This is a genomic window from Arthrobacter sp. Y-9, assembly GCF_029690065.1.
Classification (GTDB): Bacteria; Actinomycetota; Actinomycetes; order Actinomycetales; family Micrococcaceae; genus Arthrobacter_E.
Genome location: NZ_CP121463.1, coordinates 2,339,707 through 2,356,220, shown reverse-complemented (window position 1 = coordinate 2,356,220; position 16,514 = coordinate 2,339,707). Strand labels below are relative to the sequence as shown.

16 protein-coding genes are annotated in these 16,514 nt (G+C 67.9%); 13 read left to right on the top strand and 3 right to left on the bottom strand.

Annotation, left to right across the window (positions count from 1 at the left end):
- The first annotated feature begins 5 nt into the window (after nucleotides 1–5).
- The 4 genes from P9849_RS10615 (at nucleotide 6) to P9849_RS10600 (ending at nucleotide 3,165) form a co-directional block, all read left to right on the top strand.
- Nucleotides 6–896: a F0F1 ATP synthase subunit gamma gene (locus tag P9849_RS10615; protein ID WP_278266768.1), complete on the top strand. Its 891-nt coding sequence runs from the start codon at nucleotides 6–8 to the stop codon at nucleotides 894–896.
- A gap of 84 nt (nucleotides 897–980) precedes the next feature.
- A complete protein-coding gene (gene atpD, locus P9849_RS10610) occupies nucleotides 981–2,435 on the top strand; it encodes a F0F1 ATP synthase subunit beta (RefSeq protein WP_278266767.1) in 1,455 nt (484 codons plus the stop codon).
- A gap of 2 nt (nucleotides 2,436–2,437) precedes the next feature.
- On the top strand, nucleotides 2,438–2,713 hold the full coding sequence (locus tag P9849_RS10605; RefSeq protein WP_066210930.1) for a F0F1 ATP synthase subunit epsilon: 276 nt from the start codon (nucleotides 2,438–2,440) through the stop codon (nucleotides 2,711–2,713).
- Nucleotides 2,714–2,733: 20 nt separating this feature from the next.
- Nucleotides 2,734–3,165 (top strand): DUF2550 domain-containing protein, encoded by a 432-nt coding sequence (locus P9849_RS10600; RefSeq protein WP_066210928.1) that lies wholly within the window; start codon nucleotides 2,734–2,736, stop codon nucleotides 3,163–3,165.
- 114 nt (nucleotides 3,166–3,279) lie between these two features.
- Here P9849_RS10600 and P9849_RS10595 read toward each other — a convergent pair whose 3' ends face one another.
- On the bottom strand, nucleotides 3,280–4,512 hold the full coding sequence (locus P9849_RS10595; RefSeq protein WP_278266766.1) for an amidohydrolase family protein: 1,233 nt from the start codon (nucleotides 4,510–4,512) through the stop codon (nucleotides 3,280–3,282).
- Between the two features lie 148 nt (nucleotides 4,513–4,660).
- Nucleotides 4,661–5,356, bottom strand: coding sequence for an endonuclease NucS (gene nucS, locus P9849_RS10590; RefSeq protein ID WP_278266765.1), 696 nt, complete (start codon nucleotides 5,354–5,356; stop codon nucleotides 4,661–4,663).
- Between the two features lie 264 nt (nucleotides 5,357–5,620).
- Between nucS and P9849_RS10585 the strand changes: the two genes are divergently transcribed.
- The 3 genes from P9849_RS10585 to P9849_RS10575 all read left to right on the top strand — a co-directional run bounded on the left by P9849_RS10585 (nucleotide 5,621) and on the right by P9849_RS10575 (nucleotide 8,170).
- A complete protein-coding gene (locus tag P9849_RS10585; RefSeq protein ID WP_278266764.1) occupies nucleotides 5,621–6,871 on the top strand; it encodes a hypothetical protein in 1,251 nt (416 codons plus the stop codon).
- Between the two features lie 83 nt (nucleotides 6,872–6,954).
- Complete coding sequence (locus tag P9849_RS10580; RefSeq protein WP_278266763.1) at nucleotides 6,955–7,296, top strand: ATP/GTP-binding protein; 342 nt, start codon at nucleotides 6,955–6,957, stop codon at nucleotides 7,294–7,296.
- 58 nt (nucleotides 7,297–7,354) lie between these two features.
- The gene (locus tag P9849_RS10575) at nucleotides 7,355–8,170 is read left to right on the top strand and encodes an alpha/beta fold hydrolase (protein WP_278266762.1); all 816 of its coding nucleotides are present in this window, start codon (nucleotides 7,355–7,357) and stop codon (nucleotides 8,168–8,170) included.
- 84 nt (nucleotides 8,171–8,254) lie between these two features.
- Here P9849_RS10575 and P9849_RS10570 read toward each other — a convergent pair whose 3' ends face one another.
- Nucleotides 8,255–9,598: an AI-2E family transporter gene (locus P9849_RS10570; protein ID WP_278266761.1), complete on the bottom strand. Its 1,344-nt coding sequence runs from the start codon at nucleotides 9,596–9,598 to the stop codon at nucleotides 8,255–8,257.
- A 136-nt stretch (nucleotides 9,599–9,734) separates the two neighbouring features.
- Between P9849_RS10570 and P9849_RS10565 the strand changes: the two genes are divergently transcribed.
- The 6 genes from P9849_RS10565 (at nucleotide 9,735) to P9849_RS10540 (ending at nucleotide 16,425) form a co-directional block, all read left to right on the top strand.
- Complete coding sequence (locus tag P9849_RS10565) at nucleotides 9,735–11,519, top strand: hypothetical protein (protein ID WP_278266760.1); 1,785 nt, start codon at nucleotides 9,735–9,737, stop codon at nucleotides 11,517–11,519.
- A 67-nt stretch (nucleotides 11,520–11,586) separates the two neighbouring features.
- Nucleotides 11,587–12,573, top strand: coding sequence for a tetratricopeptide repeat protein (locus P9849_RS10560; RefSeq protein ID WP_278266759.1), 987 nt, complete (start codon nucleotides 11,587–11,589; stop codon nucleotides 12,571–12,573).
- 249 nt (nucleotides 12,574–12,822) lie between these two features.
- The gene (locus tag P9849_RS10555; protein WP_278266758.1) at nucleotides 12,823–13,602 is read left to right on the top strand and encodes an ABC transporter ATP-binding protein; all 780 of its coding nucleotides are present in this window, start codon (nucleotides 12,823–12,825) and stop codon (nucleotides 13,600–13,602) included.
- Nucleotides 13,584–15,155 (top strand): transporter, encoded by a 1,572-nt coding sequence (locus P9849_RS10550; protein WP_278266757.1) that lies wholly within the window; start codon nucleotides 13,584–13,586, stop codon nucleotides 15,153–15,155. The genes P9849_RS10555 and P9849_RS10550 overlap by 19 nt, the downstream gene beginning before the upstream one ends.
- 90 nt (nucleotides 15,156–15,245) lie before the next feature.
- Entirely contained in the window at nucleotides 15,246–16,028 is a 783-nt protein-coding gene (gene nagB, locus P9849_RS10545; protein ID WP_278266756.1) for a glucosamine-6-phosphate deaminase, read from the top strand.
- A gap of 88 nt (nucleotides 16,029–16,116) precedes the next feature.
- Nucleotides 16,117–16,425 carry a DUF3039 domain-containing protein gene (locus P9849_RS10540; protein ID WP_066210908.1) on the top strand — a complete coding sequence of 103 codons (309 nt, stop codon included), beginning with the start codon at nucleotides 16,117–16,119 and terminating at the stop codon, nucleotides 16,423–16,425.
- Nucleotides 16,426–16,514: the final 89 nt, after the last annotated feature.

Sequence of the window (16,514 nt, the reverse complement as noted above, 5' to 3'; positions counted from 1 at the left end):
CAAGTATGGGAGCCCAGATCCGGGTCTACCGCCAGAAGATCGCCTCGACCACGTCGATGCGCAAGATCTTCAAGGCGATGGAACTGATCGCGACCTCTCGCATCGGTAAGGCACGTGCTCGTGTGGCTGCATCCCAGCCCTACGCCCGCGCCATCACCCGTGCCGTTTCTGCTGTCGCCAGCCAGAGCCAGGTGGAGCACCCGCTCACCACCGAGCCCGCTCAGGTGCGCCGCGCCGCCGTCGTCGTGATGACGGCCGACCGTGGTCTCGCCGGCGCGTACTCGGCGAGTGTGCTCAAGCAGGCCGAAGGCCTGATCGAGCTGCTCCACAGCGAAGGCAAGGACGTCAAGACCTACCTGGTGGGTCGCAAGGCGCAGGCCTACTTCGATTTCCGTTCCCGTCCTTACGCCCGCGTCTGGACCGGCGGCACCGATGCTCCGGAGTTCGCAACCGCTCAGGAGGTCAGCAAGGTCATCCTGGATGACTTCGCCACCGACTTCGAAGAGGGCGGCGTGGAGGAGATCCACGTGGTGTACACGCGCTTCAAGTCCATGGTGACCCAGGAGCCGACCGTCGTCCGCCTCCTGCCCCTGGAGGTCGTGGAAGAGGAGAATACTCCGGAAGCGGAGATCCTGCCCCTCTACGACTTCGAGCCCGAGACCGAGCAGGTGCTGGACTCGCTGCTGCCGCGCTACATCGAATCCCGCATCTTCGCGGCGATGCTGCAGGCCGCAGCGTCCGAGCTGGCCGCCCGTCAGCGTGCCATGAAGTCCGCAGGCGACAACGCGACCGAGCTGATCAAAAAGTACACGCGACTGCGCAACACGGCCCGTCAGGCCGAGATCACGCAGGAGCTCACCGAGATCGTGGCCGGTGCCGACGCACTCGCGTCGTAACCGCCCGACAATCCCGGCGCAGCCTTCGCGGCTGTACCCAAAGCTAGACTTAACACACGCCATCTACTGAGTGAAGTGAGAGAGATGACTGCCACCGCCACCGAGCACGCAGCCACCGCGGCCGGCGCCACCGGTCGTATTGCCCGCGTCATTGGGCCGGTTGTCGACGTCGAATTCCCGGCCGACGCCATCCCGGAAATCTACAACGCCCTGACCACTGAGGTCACCCTCAATGGTGAGACCAAGACCATCACCTTCGAGACTTCGCAGCACCTGGGCGACAACCTGGTCCGCGCCATCTCGCTGCAGGCGACCGACGGCCTGGTCCGCGGCACCCAGGTGTTCGACACCGGTGCCCCCATCTCCGTGCCCGTGGGCGACGGCGTCAAGGGCCACATCTTCAACGTGCTCGGCAAGCCGCTGGACGTCGAAGAGTCCGAGCTCCAGGTCTCCGAGCGCTGGCCCATCCACCGCAAGGCCCCGAGCTTCGCGAGCCTCGAAGGCTCGACCGAGATGCTCGAGACCGGCATCAAGGTCATCGACCTTCTCACCCCGTACATCAAGGGTGGCAAGATCGGCCTGTTCGGCGGCGCCGGCGTGGGCAAGACCGTGCTCATCCAGGAAATGATCACCCGTGTTGCTCGCAACTTCGGTGGCACCTCCGTGTTCGCCGGTGTCGGTGAGCGCACCCGTGAGGGTAACGACCTCTGGGTCGAAATGGACGAGGCCGGGGTTCTGAAGGACACCGCCTTGGTGTTCGGCCAGATGGATGAGCCGCCGGGAACGCGTCTGCGCGTGGCCCTGTCCGCTCTGACCATGGCGGAGTACTTCCGCGATGTGCAGAACCAGGACGTGCTGCTCTTCATCGACAACATCTTCCGCTTCACCCAGGCCGGTTCCGAGGTGTCGACCCTGCTGGGCCGCATGCCGTCCGCCGTGGGTTACCAGCCGAACCTGGCCGATGAGATGGGTCTCCTCCAGGAGCGCATCACCTCGACCAAGGGCCACTCGATCACGTCCATGCAGGCGATCTACGTCCCTGCTGACGACTACACCGACCCGGCGCCGGCCACCACCTTCGCGCACCTGGATGCGACCACCGAGCTCTCCCGTGAGATCGCTTCCCGTGGTCTGTACCCGGCCGTGGACCCGCTGACCTCCACTTCCCGCATCCTGGATCCCCAGTACATCGGCAAGGACCACTACGACACCGCTGTGCGCGTGAAGCAGATCCTGCAGAAGAACAAGGAACTCCAGGACATCATCGCCATCCTCGGTGTCGATGAGCTCTCCGAAGAGGACAAGATCGTCGTGGCCCGTGCCCGTCGTATCCAGCAGTTCCTGTCCCAGAACACCTACACCGCCAAGCAGTTCACCGGCGTCGAGGGTTCGACCGTGTCCATCAAGGACACCATCGAGGGCTTCAAGGCGATCTGCAACGGCGACGTCGACCACATCGCCGAGCAGGCGTTCTTCAACGTCGGTGGTATGGACGATGTCGAGCGTCAGTGGGCCAAGATCCAGTCTGAGACCCGCTGATCATGGCTGAGCTCGACGTTGAGGTCGTCGCGGCGGACCACTTCGTGTGGTCCGGCGCGGCCAAGGTGGTCAACGCCCGCACCAGCGATGGCGCGATCGGCATCCTCCCCGGGCACGCGCCGGTTCTGGCGATCCTGGCGGAAGGTGAACTGTCCATCGAGCCGGTCACGGGCAGCCGCATCCACGTCACCGTGGATGGGGGATTCTTCTCCGTTGACAATGACCGAGTGGTGATCGTGGCTGACAATGCTCAGCTCAACGATTCCGCCGCGGCGTAGGGCTGAATAGTCCGCGCTAGATGGGTGATTCGGTCATTGTCACTCTGGGCATCGCAGCGATCCTCGCGATCATCATCGGTGCTCTGTGCCTGGTAGGGGTGCGCCGCGTCAATCTGCGGCGCGCCCTGGGCACCATCGACGCCTCCATCTGCCTGGCCAACGGCCGCTGGCAGATGGGGGTTTGTCGTTTCCAGGGTTCGGAGCTCGAGTGGTTCAAGATGTTCTCCCTGAGCCCCACGCCGCGCTACAGCTTCGAGCGCAACCAGCTTGATCTGGTCCGACGGCGTGAGCCGGGCGAGGTGGAGTCGTCCAGGATCCAGCCGGGCTCGGTGATCGTGGAGCTGAGCTACGAGGGCCAGGAAGTGCTGCTCGCGATGCGTTTCGACGAGTACACCGGGCTCTCCTCCTGGCTGGAAGCCGGGCCGAGACCGGGACTCAACCGGCTCGACTGAGCATGCGCCCGGGAGCACCTCCCGAGGATGACGAAAGGCCGGGCCGTGGGCCGCTGTGGGATTCTCCACGGCGGCCCACGGCCCGGCCTTCGGCGTCTGTGAGGGTTGCGCGGCTCAGACGAGCCATTCCCCCTGGCGCATGACGCGCTGGAGCCGCAGATCGGCGTCGAGCACCACGACGTCGGCACGCAGGCCGCGGCGCAGGCTTCCCACCTCGTCGTCGAGTCCCAGGACGTCGGCGGGGACAGCGGTCGCCGAGCGGACGGCGTCGGCGAGGGGGACGCCGGCGGCGACGGTCCGCTGGACCACCTGGAGCAGCGTGGCGGTGCCACCCGCGATCGACCCGGTGGCGTCGAGGGTCGCGACCCCGTCCGCCACGGTGACGGGGGAGGGGCCGAGCATATAGTGCCCGTCGCTCAGTCCGGCCGCGGCCATGGAATCCGTCACCAGCAGCACATTCGCGGAACCGACCAGGTCGAAGACGGTCAGCGTGGTCTGGGGGTCCAGGTGCGTGTTGTCGGCCACGAGTTCCACGGCGGCCCGCCCGGCCTGGGCGGCGCGGAGGCACGCCGTCACGGGGCCGGGATCGCGGTGGTGGATGGGGCGCATGCCGTTGAACAGGTGGGTGACGGTCGGTCGGCTCGTGGAACCGTCGAACCCGGCGGCGGCCAGGCCGTCCCGGGCCGCGGCCAGGGAACTGGCGGCGGTGGGGTCGTCGGAATCGGTGTGGCCGAGCGAAGGGACCACACCGTGGGTGGTCAGCAGGTCCACGAGCTCCGCCGCCCCTGGCAATTCCGGGGCGTAGGTCATGGTGCGGAGCTTGCCGTTGGCTGCGAGGATCAGCTCTTCCGCGAGCTCCAGATCCGGGTTCAGCAGGAAGGCCGGGTTCTGCGCTCCGCAGCGGGCCTCGGACAGGAAGGGACCTTCGAGATGGATGCCTTCAAGGAGCCCTTCCTCGGTCAGCCCGACATAGAGCTCGATGCCGTGGAGAAGGTCTTCGCGTGACGCGGTGACCATGCTCGCGAGCAGCGACGTGGTGCCGGCACGGTGCAGGAAGTCGATCGCGGTGCGGGCGGAGTCTTCCTGCCCCGAGGGGAAGTCCCCGCCGTTTCCGCCGTGGCAGTGGATGTCGACCAGGCCGGGGATCAGGATGGCGCCGTCGGGCAGGGGAGTGGGCTCCACGCCGTCGAAGGCCGGGTCTGAGAAGTCCGCTGCGGGCCCGGCATGGACGATCCTGCCGTCCGCGATGGCCACCAGACCGTCGGCGAGGGAGTCGCCGTCGGAGACGATGCGGCCGCGCAGGATGACGCGCTGTCCATCAGGGGAAGAGGTGCTGTCCAGAGGCATGCCATGAGTCTACGGGCAGGACAGCGGGCGGTTGAAGCGTGACCTGCGTGGGGTGGCGCGGGCCCGCCGTTCGGCAAGCAAACGGGAGCCGCGCGGGAGCGGGCGCCTACGGCAGGTGGCTCAGGCCAGGTGCCTCACAACTGACAGCTCAGAACAGGCGGCTCTCCGCGTCGTCCACGCCGCGCATGGCGTCGTAGTCGAGCGTCACGCAGTCGATGCCGCGGTCCTGTGCGAGCACTCGCGCTTGCGGCTTGATCTGCTGGGCGGCGAAGATGCCGCGCACGGGGGCGAGCACCGGGTCGCGGTTGAGCAGTTCGAGGTACCGCGTGAGCTGCTCGACCCCGTCGATGTCGCCGCGGCGCTTCAGCTCGATCGCCACGGTGGCGCCGGCGGCGTCGCGGGCCAGGATGTCGACAGGGCCGATCGCCGTGAAGTATTCGCGGCGGATGAGGCTGTAGCCGGCGCCGAGCAATTCGATCTGCTCGGCCAGAAGACGCTGGAGGTCCGCCTCGACGCCGTCCTTGATCAGCCCGGGATCGACACCGAGGTCGTGGGCGGTGTCGTGGAAGATCTCGTGGATGTTGACGATCAGCCGGTCGTCGGTCTTGGAAGACTGCACCACCCACTGCTCGGAGACCCCGGTCTCGAGCTCGGTGTCCTCGGGGGCCTGGACCCGCAGGGTGGCGGGTGGGCTCATCCAGTTGAGGGGCTTGTAGGAGCCGCCGTCGGAGTGGACGAGGACGGAGCCGTCCGCCTTGACCACCAGGAGGCGCTTAGCCAACGGCAGATGGGCCTTGAGCCGGCCGACGTAGTCCACGGAGCACTGAGCAATCACCAAACGCACGCACAGAACAATACCGGCTCGGGCCGTGATCAGGCGTGCGGGCCACGGCCCTGTGCGCCCCGGGCCGCGCAGGTGAACCTCCTGCGACCCTGACGAACGTCATCTGAACGGCGCGCGAGCGCTCCATGAACTCTTCGCCAGAGGGCCTCCGGACCTCTGGGCAGCCAGGTTACCCGTTGGTAATTTCAGTCTCGGCCCCACCGCCGGGGCCGTCCGCGGGACCTTCGGACCTGAGGGCGCGTCACCGATCAGGAGTCTCCAGACATGCAGCATCATGCCCGCGGGATGCGTTCCCGTCTCGTCCCAGCACTGACCACAGCACTGACCTCGACGCTGGGCATCGCCGCCCTGGTGTTCGGCTCGCTGCTGGCCGGCGCGCCTGCCGCCAGCGCAGACAGTCCCGGCGCCGGTGATCCATGGGTGGTCTCCGTCGGGGACTCCTACATCTCGGGCGAGGCCGGGCGCTGGGCCGGAAACACCAACGGCAGCGCCGGGGCGATCGATGCTCTGGGCGCGAGCGCCTACAACGACAACGCGTCGAACACCGCCGAGACCATCGCCCGGTGCCACCGGAGCCACGCCGCGGAAGTGGGCATCGGGGGAGGGGTGAACAGCCTGAACCTCGCCTGCTCCGGGGCGCGCACCTCGACGTTCACCAATTCGAGCGGCTACTTCAAGCCCGGCCTGGACTTCTACAGCTCCGGCGGTCAGCAGGGCCAGGCCCTCATGCTCCAGAACTTCGCGGCGAACCACAACGTGAAGATGGTGGCGCTGTCGATCGGAGGCAACGATTTCGAGTTCGGCACGATCATGCAGGAATGCGTCACGGACTTCCTGACCTCCTTCAGCTGGAGCCCGAAGTACTGCAAGAACGGCAGCACGGTCGCGACCGCCATGAGTTCCGGCACGGTCGCCGCCAACACCGGCAAGATCGCGACGGCGATGCAGAACATCCGTACCGCCATGCGGAACGCGGGGTACAGCGATGGTTCGTGGACGCTGCTCGTCCAGAACTACCCGTCGCCGCTCCCGGTGAGCGGCGCGATGCGCTACGGCCAGAGCGGCTACACCCGGCAGAACACGGGCGGATGCGGACTGTGGGACGCCGACATCGACTACGCGGCGAACACCCTCCTGCCCACGATCAACGGCGCGGTCTCTCAGGCCGTCGCGCAGAGCGGGCTGAGCAATGTGAAGACCCTGGACGTCACGTCACTCTTCTCGGGCCGGAGGCTCTGCGAGAACACCGTGGGGCTACTGGAGGAGAAGGGGGTGGGGTCCTGGACTCAGGCCGGCGCCGCCGACGCCACCGAGTGGGTCAACCAGATCCGCACCGTCAGCACTGCGAATTCGGACTACTTCGTCCAGGAGTCCCTGCACCCCAACTACTGGGGCCAGCTGGCCCTGCGGTCCTGCCTGCGCCAGGCCTACAACCAGGGCGCTCCGAAGGGCGGCAGCTGCGCACGTTCCGGCACCGGCCTGCTGAGCGGGGAACCCGTCGTCGCGCTGCGCTGACCGGCTTCTTCTGCACGGTTCCGGGCGCGTCCCGGGGCGACACAGCGGCGGCCCGACGGCGACGGCTTTGGCACAATGGAACCATGCCCCGCAGCAACCGTCCCCGCCGTCGTCCCGGGAGCACGCCCACCGGGAGCGGGAAGCGCGGTGCGGCACCTGCTCCGCTCGAAGGGCTGGAGCGCGCGCGGATCGGCATCGACCGGCGGGAAGTGGCCCCGGACGGTGTCTGGATGGTCCGGACGATGACGGCGCTCAGGGCCGGCAAGGAGTACACCTGCCCCGGCTGCCATCGGCAGATCCCGCCCGGACTCGCCCATCTGGTGGTGTGGGAGGAAGACCACCTCTTCGGCGAGCAGGCCGGCATCAACGAACGCCGCCACTGGCACACGCGCTGCTGGACGGGCCGCAGCTACCGGTACCGGTGAATCCCTGCGCTCCGTCACCGGGCGCGACGTCGGGTGGTGCTGACTTAGGCTTGAGACCATGACTGCAGTGCCCTCCGCCTATGACCCCGCCGACCCGGCGACGCTCACCTTCACCGACCCGGGAGGGCCGCAGCCCCTCCGCGCGTCCACGGTTCTTCCGGCCGTGCGGGAGAACATCGAGCTGCGCACGGCGGACGGCCTGACACTGTACGGCGAACTCGCGCTCCCGGCCGACGGGCAGGTCCGTGCCACCCTCATCACGCTCCACCCGCTGCCCACGCACGGCGGGTTCATGGACTCCCACGTCTACCGGAAGGCGTCCTACCGCCTTCCGGCCCTCGCCGGGATCGCCGTGCTGCGTTTCAACACGCGCGGCACCTCCTCACCGCGCGGCACGAGTGATGGCGGGTTCGACGGCGGCGTCTCCGAACGTCACGACCTTGAGGCCGCGGTGCGCTTCGCCGTCGACCGCGGGCTTCCGAGGCTCTGGCTCGTCGGATGGTCCTTCGGCACCGAACTCGCGCTCCGTTACGGCAGCGTCAGCCCGGCCGCCGAGGAGATCGAGGGGGCGATTCTGCTGTCCCCGCCTTTGCACCGCGCTGGCGATGACGATCTCCGCCGCTGGGGCGCGTCCCCTTTGCCGTTGAAGGTCCTGGTCCCGGAGCATGACGATTACCTGCAGCCGGCGGAGGCCGCGCAACGGTTCTCGCTGGTGCCGCAGGCGGACGTGATCGGGGTCGACGGCGCCAAGCACCTCTGGGTGGGGGAGAAGCAGGTGCAGCGGGTGCTCAACGAGATCGTGGCGACCGTGGCGCCGGAGGTTCCCACGCCGCTGCCCACCGAGTGGGCCGGTCCCGCTGCACAGGGACAGTAGCGGCTACTTCGCCGGACGACGAAGGGCCCCACCGCATCAGCGGTGGGGCCCTTCCTGGTCAGACCTGCTGGTTCCTGCCCGGTGCTACTTCCGGTCCTGCTGTGGGACCAGGACTTCCTTGATGAGGAGCATGATCGCGGCGGCGGTCGGAATGGCGATCAGGGCGCCGAGCACTCCGAGAAGGCTGCCACCGGCGATCACGGAGATCACGGCCACCGAACCCGGGACGGACACGGCGCGCTGCATGATGCGCGGCGAGACGAAGTACGCCTCGAACTGCAGATAGGCGAAGTAGCAGATGGCGTAGATGACGGCGGTCTGCCAGCCCATGGTGAAGGACACCAGCGTCACGAGGATCCCCGCGATCAGGCCACCCACCAGCGGGATGAAGGCGAGCAGCGCCACGACGAAGGCGAGCAGGACGGAGAACGGCACGTTCAGGATGGACATCACGATGAACGCGAAGGTGGCGTTCAGGAGGGCCACGCAGACCTGGCCGATCACGTAGTTGCCCACCGAGCGGGTGATCTCCTCGGAAAGCTCCATCACGCGCGGGCGGCGCGAGCGCGGGGCCAGACGGTAGGCGAACGACTTCATGGACGGCAGAGCGGCCAGGAAGTACAGCGTGAGGACGAGGACGATCAACGCGCCGAACAGGCCGTTGGCCACCGAGGTGCCGAAGCCGACGATCCCGCCGAACACGCCACCCACGGCGCTGGAGTCCTTGATGAACTTCTGGATCTCTTCCGTCACACGGTCTTTCAGCCCGAACTGCTCGTTGAGGTTGTTGTAGAAGTCCGAGCGCAGGAAGTCGTTGATCCAGACGGGACCCTGCGTGATGATCTGGTTGACCTGGTCGACCACGGTCGGGATCAAGGTGGCGAAGAAGCCGCCCACCACGGCCAGGAGACCGAGCAGGACGATCACGATGCCCGCCGGACGGGGGACCTTGCGGTTCTCCAGCGTGCGGACCACGGGATCAAGCCCGAGGGCGATGAACAGCGCGGCGATGATCCACAGGATGAGCTGCGTGGTGTGGCTTCCGACGTAGAAGAGCAGCAGTGCCAGCCCGACGCCCACGGTGAGCATGAATCCCAGCAGCACCGGACGCTGCACGGAGAAGCCCTGGCCGGTCGGCTCTGTGAGGTTCGCCTCGTCGTCGCTCGCCTCGGGGAGCGCGAAGTGCGCCCGGGGCAGTGCGCCCGGCACCGGCTTCTTCAGCTGGCCGAAGGCACGCTTGACCCGGCCAAGCAGACCCGTGTCCGCAGCCGCAGCCTCCGGCAGCTTCGCCGCGGCCGCGTCCGCGCCCTCGCGGGAGGCGGGCGCTGCAGGGGTCGGCGCCGGGACGGAGGCGGCGGACTCCGTCTCGGGAGTCGTCTGCTCCGCCGCCTCGGTGGGCGGGGTGTTCTCCGGCTGGTGTTCACTCATGGGGTCTTCCTTGGGTGGTCAGGCGAAATGATGGGCTGGGGCCGGATTCACACTATCAGCGCAGTCCTTTCCTCCCTGCTTCCCAGCCTCAGCGGATACCATGAAAGAGACCATGACCCCGATGTTAGGTGCATTTGTGCGTTTGAAGTCAGCGATCGCCGTCTTTGTCCTGGGACTGGTAGCCCTGTTCCTGGGCATTGGCCAGAAGACCTTCTGGGCTCCGCCCGAGAGGGTGAGCGTTGCGCTCCCTTCCTCGGTGCAGCAGGCCCCGCTCACGGTGGTGGACCCTGCGTTCGCGAAGTTCGGCGACGGCAAGGTCGACCTGGACATCAAGGGTGAAGGCAGCTTCACCGTCGCGGTCGGACGTCCCGACGACGTCGCCGCCTGGGTCGACAAGACCGCTCACAACACCGTCAAGGGCGCGGACGCGGAAGGCAAGGCGCTCGACGTCCAGCACGTCGACGGCGACGCCAAGGCGCCGAACCCGGCCACCGCCGACATCTGGGCGAGCACTCAGTCCGGCAACGGTGAGCTCAAGTTCGCCTGGTCCGCGCCGGAAAAGGGCGACTGGTCGCTGGTGATCGCGAGCGACGGCACCAAGCCCGCTCCTTCTCAGCTCGAATTCAGCTACGCCAATGACACCAGCACCCCGTGGAGCGTTCCGCTCATGGTGCTGGGCGGCCTGCTCATGCTGGGCGCTCTCCTCTTCGCCTTCCTCTTCGGCAAGGGCGGCTCGACGCCGGCCAAGGCCACGGCGGCCGACGGCGCCACGACCTCGGGTGACGCGGACACCGTCGTGGCGGCTCCTGCCTCCGAGGCCTCCGACGCCGAGACGACCGCCACCGAGGAGAAGACCGCGGACATCGCCGAGCCAAAGAACGCCGAGCCGAAGGACAAGCCGTCGGCCTTCCAGCGGATCCCCGCCATCGCCGGCGCGCTCAGCCTGGCGGTGGCCGGTGCGCTGGGAGCAGCGGTCCCCGCTCACGCCGAGAACTCGCCGTCGAGCCCCGCGGCCTCCGACGCCGGGTCCGGCGCGGTGCCGGTCGTGACGGACGATCAGCTGAAGCGCATCCTCGCCAGCACCGCGGACGCGGTCAGCACCGCGGATGCCGCCAAGAACGCCAAGGACCTGGGCGATCGCGCCACCGGTGAGGCGCTCACGATCCGCACGCAGAACTACAAGATCCGGGCCTCGGCCTCGAGCCACCCGGCGGTCGCGCCGGTCGCCGCTCAGAAGCTGCTGACCCAGGTCGTCCCGACCGATCGCGCCTGGCCCCGCACGGTGACCGCCGTGACCCAGGGCGCCAAGAACCCCACGCCGCTGATCCTGACGCTGACCCAGAAGTCGGCCCGGGAGAACTACAAACTCGTGAGCGCGTCGTACCTCCTGCCGGGCAACACCTTCCCCGCGATGAGCGCGGACGGCGTCAAGACGCTGGACGCGAAGAGCGCCAATGGTCTGACCGCGAGCCCCACGGATGCGATCGCGGCCCTCGTGGCGCGTCTGAAGGACCCGAACGGCTCCGCGAAGCTGAAGTTCGGTGACAACACCTACTTCCAGCAAGCGGAGCAGCAGAAGAAGGACGCGATCGACCCGAAGAACAACGGGGCGAACGTGAAGCCCGGGTTCGACTACAAGCTCCTCGGTCAGCCGGACGCCGTGTTCCAGTCGGACGACGGCGGCGCCGTGGTCGTGGCGGACCTCGAGTTCACCATCACCCTTCAGCCCACCAACGACGGTGACACCGTGGACCTGTCCGACCAGGCCGTGGCTACCCTGGCGGGCACCAAGAAGACGAACAAGAAGGTGACTCAGCACTTCATCGACTCGGTGACGCTGCGCATCCCGCCGGCCGGTTCCAAGGAGAGCTTCACCCTGTTGTCCGCGGACCGTTACCTCACGGGCGTCAAGCTGGGCTGAGCCCGTCCACGCATCGTTTCCCGGCCGGTGAGGTGATCCCTCACCGGCCGATCCCCTAGGAGGACAGTTGCCCCAGGCAGCACAGAACCCATTCGATTCACTCGCCAGTCTTCGCGGTGCGGTCGATCTCTCGGCCCTGAAGGCGCGCGCCCAGGCTCCGGCCCCGGCTCCTCGGGCAGCCGCACCGGCCGCGTCCGCCGCCGACGGAGCGGAACCGTCCGGCGGCGCGGGGTCGTACCGCGCGAACGTCACCGAGGCGAACTTCCAGGACGTGGTGGAGCTCTCCGTCCAGGTGCCCGTGATCCTCGCACTCTGGGCCCAGTACTCGCCGGAGTCGCAGCGCACGCTGAGCCTCGTCGAGGATCTGGTCAATCGGCAGGACGGCACGATGGTCCTGGGCGCGGTCGACGTCGAGGCCTTCCCCGAGATCATGCAGGCCATGCAGATCTCCGGCGTTCCCGCCGCGGTCGCCGTCGTCAAGGGTCAGCCCGTGCCCCTGTTCCAGGGACCGGTGGAGGAGGCGCATCTGGAGGCGCTCTTCACCGAGCTGCTGCAGCTCGCGCAGGCGAACGGCGTGCACGGCCGGATCGGCCCGGTCTCCGGCGCCGGCGCGGAGCCGGCCGAGGCGCCGCTGCCGCCGCTGCATCAGGAGGCCCTGGAGGCCATCGAGTCCGGCGACTACGCCGCCGCCGAACGCGCCTACCAGCAGGCTCTCGACGAGCAGCCCGCCGACCACGAGGCCAAGGCCGGACTGGCGCAGGTGCGCCTCCTGCTGCGTCTCGACGGTCTGAGTGCCACGGACGCCGAGGCTCTGCGCCAGCAGGCCGCAGCAGACCCCGACGACGTCGAGGCCCAGTTGCGTCTGGCGGATCTGGACGTCTCGGGCGGCCACGTCGAGGACGCCTTCTCGCGGATCGTCACCTTCATCGGACGCCACTTCGGACCTGAACGTGAGACCGCTCGGGTCCGCCTGCTGGAGCTCTTCGAGGTGGTGGGCGTCAAGGATCCGCGCGTGGCCGCGGCGCGTCAGGCTCTGGCGAGGGTTCTGTTCTGAGCAGACGCTCGGTGAGCTGACCGTCGGCGTCGCGGGACCGTGACGCCGGGGCCACACGCATGACCGCAGGGAGGGCATTCCGCACGGATGCCCTCCCTGCGGTGTGTCCCGAGGTTTCCGGAGCCGGGCGCGGGGCACCCGCTGGGCGTAGTCAAAGATCGTCCTGAAGTAGCATCCCGGAGCGTCATCACACTTGTTAGCGTGAAATGCATGACTCACTCGCACCCGGAATCCCAGCCATTTTCCCCGGTGGAAGTCCCCAGGACCCCGTCGCACGTTCCGGCCATCGCCTTGCGCGGCCTGGCCAAGCGCTTCGGTGAGAAGATCGCCGTCGACGGCATCAGCCTGGATGTCCCCGTGGGTTCCTTCTTCGGTCTGGTCGGACCCAACGGCGCCGGCAAGACCACCACGCTGTCCATGGCGACCGGACTCCTGCGCCCTGATTTCGGGAGCGCCGAGATCCTCGGGGTGGACATGTGGCAGGACCCGACGGCCGCGAAGAAGCTGCTGGGGACCCTTCCGGACGGTGTCCGCCTGTTCGACCGCCTCAGTGGCGAGCAGCTGATCACGTACTCCGGTCTCCTGCGGGGGATGGACCGGGAGACCGTGGCCGTGCGCGCCCAGGAGCTGCTGGCCGCACTGGACCTCACGACGGACGCCGGCAATCTCGTGGTGGACTACTCGGCCGGCATGACCAAGAAGATCGCCCTGGCCTCGGCGCTGATCCACGCTCCGCGGGTCCTGGTGCTCGACGAGCCTTTCGAGGCCGTGGATCCCGTGTCCTCCGCGAACATCACCGACATCCTGAAGGGTTTCGTGGCCTCGGGCGGCACCGTGGTGATCTCCAGCCACGTGATGGACCTGGTCCAGCGCCTCTGCGACCACGTGGCCGTGGTGGCCGGCGGACGTCTCCTGGCGGCGGGCACCGTGGACGAGGTGCGTGCGGGGCAGAGCCTCGAAGAGCGCTTCGTCAGCCTGGTGGGCGGCCGTCACGAGGGGGAGGGGCTGGCATGGTTGCGACACTCCTGAGGCTCAAACTCCAGATCCTGGGCAACGGGTTCCGCCGCAGTCCGTGGCAGATCGTCGGCCTGGTGCTCGGCGGGCTGTACGGCCTGGGCGTGCTGACGTTCATGGTCATCGGCCTGATCGTGCTGCGCCTGGCGGACGTCGACCTCGCCCGGACCATCCTGGTGCTGGCCGGATTCGCCGCGGTGCTGGGCTGGACCGTGGTGCCGATCCTCGCCTCCGGCATGGACATGACCCTGGACCCGCAGCGGTTCGCCGCCTTCGGCATCCCGCAGCGTGACCTCATGACCGGCATGGCGCTCGCCGGTCTGGTGGGGATACCCGGCCTGCTGACGGCCATCCTGAGCCTGACCACGGTCGTGAGCTGGTGGAGGTCGCCGCTGCAGGTGGTCGCCGCCCTCGTGGGCGCGCTCCTGGGCCTGGCGAGCTGTCTGCTCTATTCGCGGTGTGCCGCCGCCTGGGGCAACAACCTGGCGCAGTCCCGCCGCTACCGGGAGATCGGGACCATTCTGATCTTCATCCCGCTCGTGCTCCTGGGCCCGATCATCAGTGGCGCCGCCCAGGGCCTCCAGGACAACGCGCGGTACCTGCCCGACCTCGCCGCCGCTCTCGCGTGGACCCCCTTCGGCGCCCCCTGGGCCCTGCCCGCCGACGTCGCGGCCGGTGATTACGGCTCGGCCGCGCTCCGGATCCTGATCTGCCTCGCCGTGATGGCATTGGCGGTCTGGCTGTGGAACATCGCCCTGGTGCGGTCCATGGTCAATCCGCCGCGCGCCAGCGGCGCCAAACGAGCGGCCGGCAAGCTCGGCTTCTTCTCGTGGTTCCCGGCGACCCCCACAGGTGCTGTCGCCGCTCGCACGGCCACCTACTGGTTCCGCGATCCGCGGTATTCGGCGTCGCTGATCGTGGTGCCTCTCATGCCGGTGCTTCTGTACTTCATGGGCACGCAGAACGGGAACTTCAGCATGCTGCTGGTGGTGGGCCCGCTCGTGGCATTCCTCATGTCCTGGAGCATCAGTTCGGACGTCTCCTATGACGACACCGCCTTCGCTCTGCACCTCTCCACCGGCACGCCGGGACGCGCCGACCGCTGGGGCCGCGTCCTCGGCTGCTGCATCCTGGCGGTGCCCGCCGTGGTGGTCGTGGTCTTCGCCTCCATCGCCCTCAGCGGGCGGTGGGAACTGCTCGCGGGCATCTTCGGCGCGTCGGCCGGCGTCCTCATGGCGGGTCTGGGCCTGGCTTCGGTCATCTCGGCCCGCTACGTCACGGCGGTTCCGAAGCCCGGGGAGAGTCCGTTCAAGAACCCGCCCGGAGGCAAGGGCCTCACCCTGGCGATCCAAGGCGTCGGCATGCTCGTGCTCCTGGTGATCTGCCTGCCGATGGCCGGGCTGCTGATCGCGGAGCTCGTGACCGGAAACCACCTGTGGGGCTGGATCAACCTCGTGGCCGGAACGGCCTGGGGAGCCTTCCTCCTGTGGTTGGGAGTGCGTCTCGGAGGCCGGGATGTTGAGCGCCGAGGACCGGAACTTTTAGCGCAATTGATTAAAAATAGCTAACTTCACTCACTTTCTATCGTTTTTTGGGGTCGAACTGTATAAGATCGAAGCAGTTCACAGCTCCTGAGTAGGAAATGAGGCCGCAAGAGCATGGAAGTTGTCATCCTCCCCGATGCCGCTCACATCGGTGCCATGGCGGCGGACGCCATCGAGGCGCTCCTGAAGCGCAAGCCGGAAGCGGTGCTGGGCCTGGCGACAGGCTCCTCACCGCTGCCGATCTATGACGAACTCGCCCGCCGCCATGCGGAGGACGGTCTGGACTTCTCCCGGGCGAGCGGCTTCGCCCTGGACGAATACGTCGGTCTGCCGCTGGGTCATCCGGAGTCCTATCGCGAGGTCATCCGCCGTGAGTTCAGCGACCGGGTCAACATCGATCCGGAGAACGTGCACAGCCCCAACGGCGCCGCGCGGGACCTTGCGGCGGCCTGCCAGGAGTACGAGGACGCGATCAAGGCGGCGGGAGGGGTCGACCTCCAGATCCTGGGCGTCGGAACCGATGGGCACATCGGGTTCAACGAGCCCGGCTCCTCGCTGGCCAGCCGGACCCGGATCAAGACGCTCCTGGAACAGACCCGCAAAGACAACGCCCGGTTCTTCCACAGCATCGACGATGTCCCGCATCACGTCGTGACCCAGGGACTCGGCACCATCATGGACGCCCGGCACGTGGTCCTCGTGGCCACGGGCGCCCAGAAGGCGCAGACGGTCCACGACTTCGTGGAGGGACCGGTCGCCGCGATCTGCGCGGCTTCGGTCCTCCAATTGCACCCGCATGCGACGATTCTGATCGACGAGGCGGCCGCCTCCTCGCTGCGCCTCGCGGACTATTACCGCCACGCTTTCGAGAGCAAGCCGGAGTGGCAGGGACTCTGAGTCCAGCCTCCCGCGAAGGGCTCCCAGCAGACGTCCAGACGTCCACCGGGAGCCCTTCTTCGGGTCCGGGCACGGTAGAGTGGATGTCATGACGTTGCCTCCCGATCCTTTTGAGAACGACCCCTCGCGCGAGCTCTCCGGCCCGGGCGGTTCGACCGCGACGATCGAGCGCACCGAGCAGCGCGAACAGGTGGAACCGGGCGATCATGAGCGCTTCTCGCACTATGTGCGCAAGGAGAAGATCATGGAGTCCGCGCTGACGGGCGAGCCTGTCATCGCGCTCTGCGGCAAGGTCTGGACCCCGGGCCGTGACCCGCAGAAGTTCCCCGTGTGCCCCACGTGCAAGGAGATCTACGAGGGCCTCCGTCCGGGCAAGGACGACGACGGCGCCAAGTAGCGCCTGCCCTTCCGCGCCGTGCGCGCGGGTTTCCTGACGGCCCGGCCGGGTGCCGCCGCGCTCCGGCGTTCACCACGGCCCGGCATTGC

Coding starts and splice junctions, on each gene's coding strand:
- P9849_RS10605 (WP_066210930.1), top strand. CDS start 2,438: ATGGCTGAGCTCGACGTTGAGGTCGTCGCGGCGGACCACTTCGTGTGG.
- nagB (WP_278266756.1), top strand. CDS start 15,246: ATGGAAGTTGTCATCCTCCCCGATGCCGCTCACATCGGTGCCATGGCG.
- P9849_RS10575 (WP_278266762.1), top strand. CDS start 7,355: ATGACTGCAGTGCCCTCCGCCTATGACCCCGCCGACCCGGCGACGCTC.
- P9849_RS10570 (WP_278266761.1), bottom strand. CDS start 9,598: ATGAGTGAACACCAGCCGGAGAACACCCCGCCCACCGAGGCGGCGGAG.
- atpD (WP_278266767.1), top strand. CDS start 981: ATGACTGCCACCGCCACCGAGCACGCAGCCACCGCGGCCGGCGCCACC.
- P9849_RS10580 (WP_278266763.1), top strand. CDS start 6,955: ATGCCCCGCAGCAACCGTCCCCGCCGTCGTCCCGGGAGCACGCCCACC.
- P9849_RS10595 (WP_278266766.1), bottom strand. CDS start 4,512: ATGCCTCTGGACAGCACCTCTTCCCCTGATGGACAGCGCGTCATCCTG.
- P9849_RS10550 (WP_278266757.1), top strand. CDS start 13,584: ATGGTTGCGACACTCCTGAGGCTCAAACTCCAGATCCTGGGCAACGGG.
- P9849_RS10615 (WP_278266768.1), top strand. CDS start 6: ATGGGAGCCCAGATCCGGGTCTACCGCCAGAAGATCGCCTCGACCACG.
- P9849_RS10600 (WP_066210928.1), top strand. CDS start 2,734: ATGGGTGATTCGGTCATTGTCACTCTGGGCATCGCAGCGATCCTCGCG.
- P9849_RS10585 (WP_278266764.1), top strand. CDS start 5,621: ATGCAGCATCATGCCCGCGGGATGCGTTCCCGTCTCGTCCCAGCACTG.
- P9849_RS10540 (WP_066210908.1), top strand. CDS start 16,117: ATGACGTTGCCTCCCGATCCTTTTGAGAACGACCCCTCGCGCGAGCTC.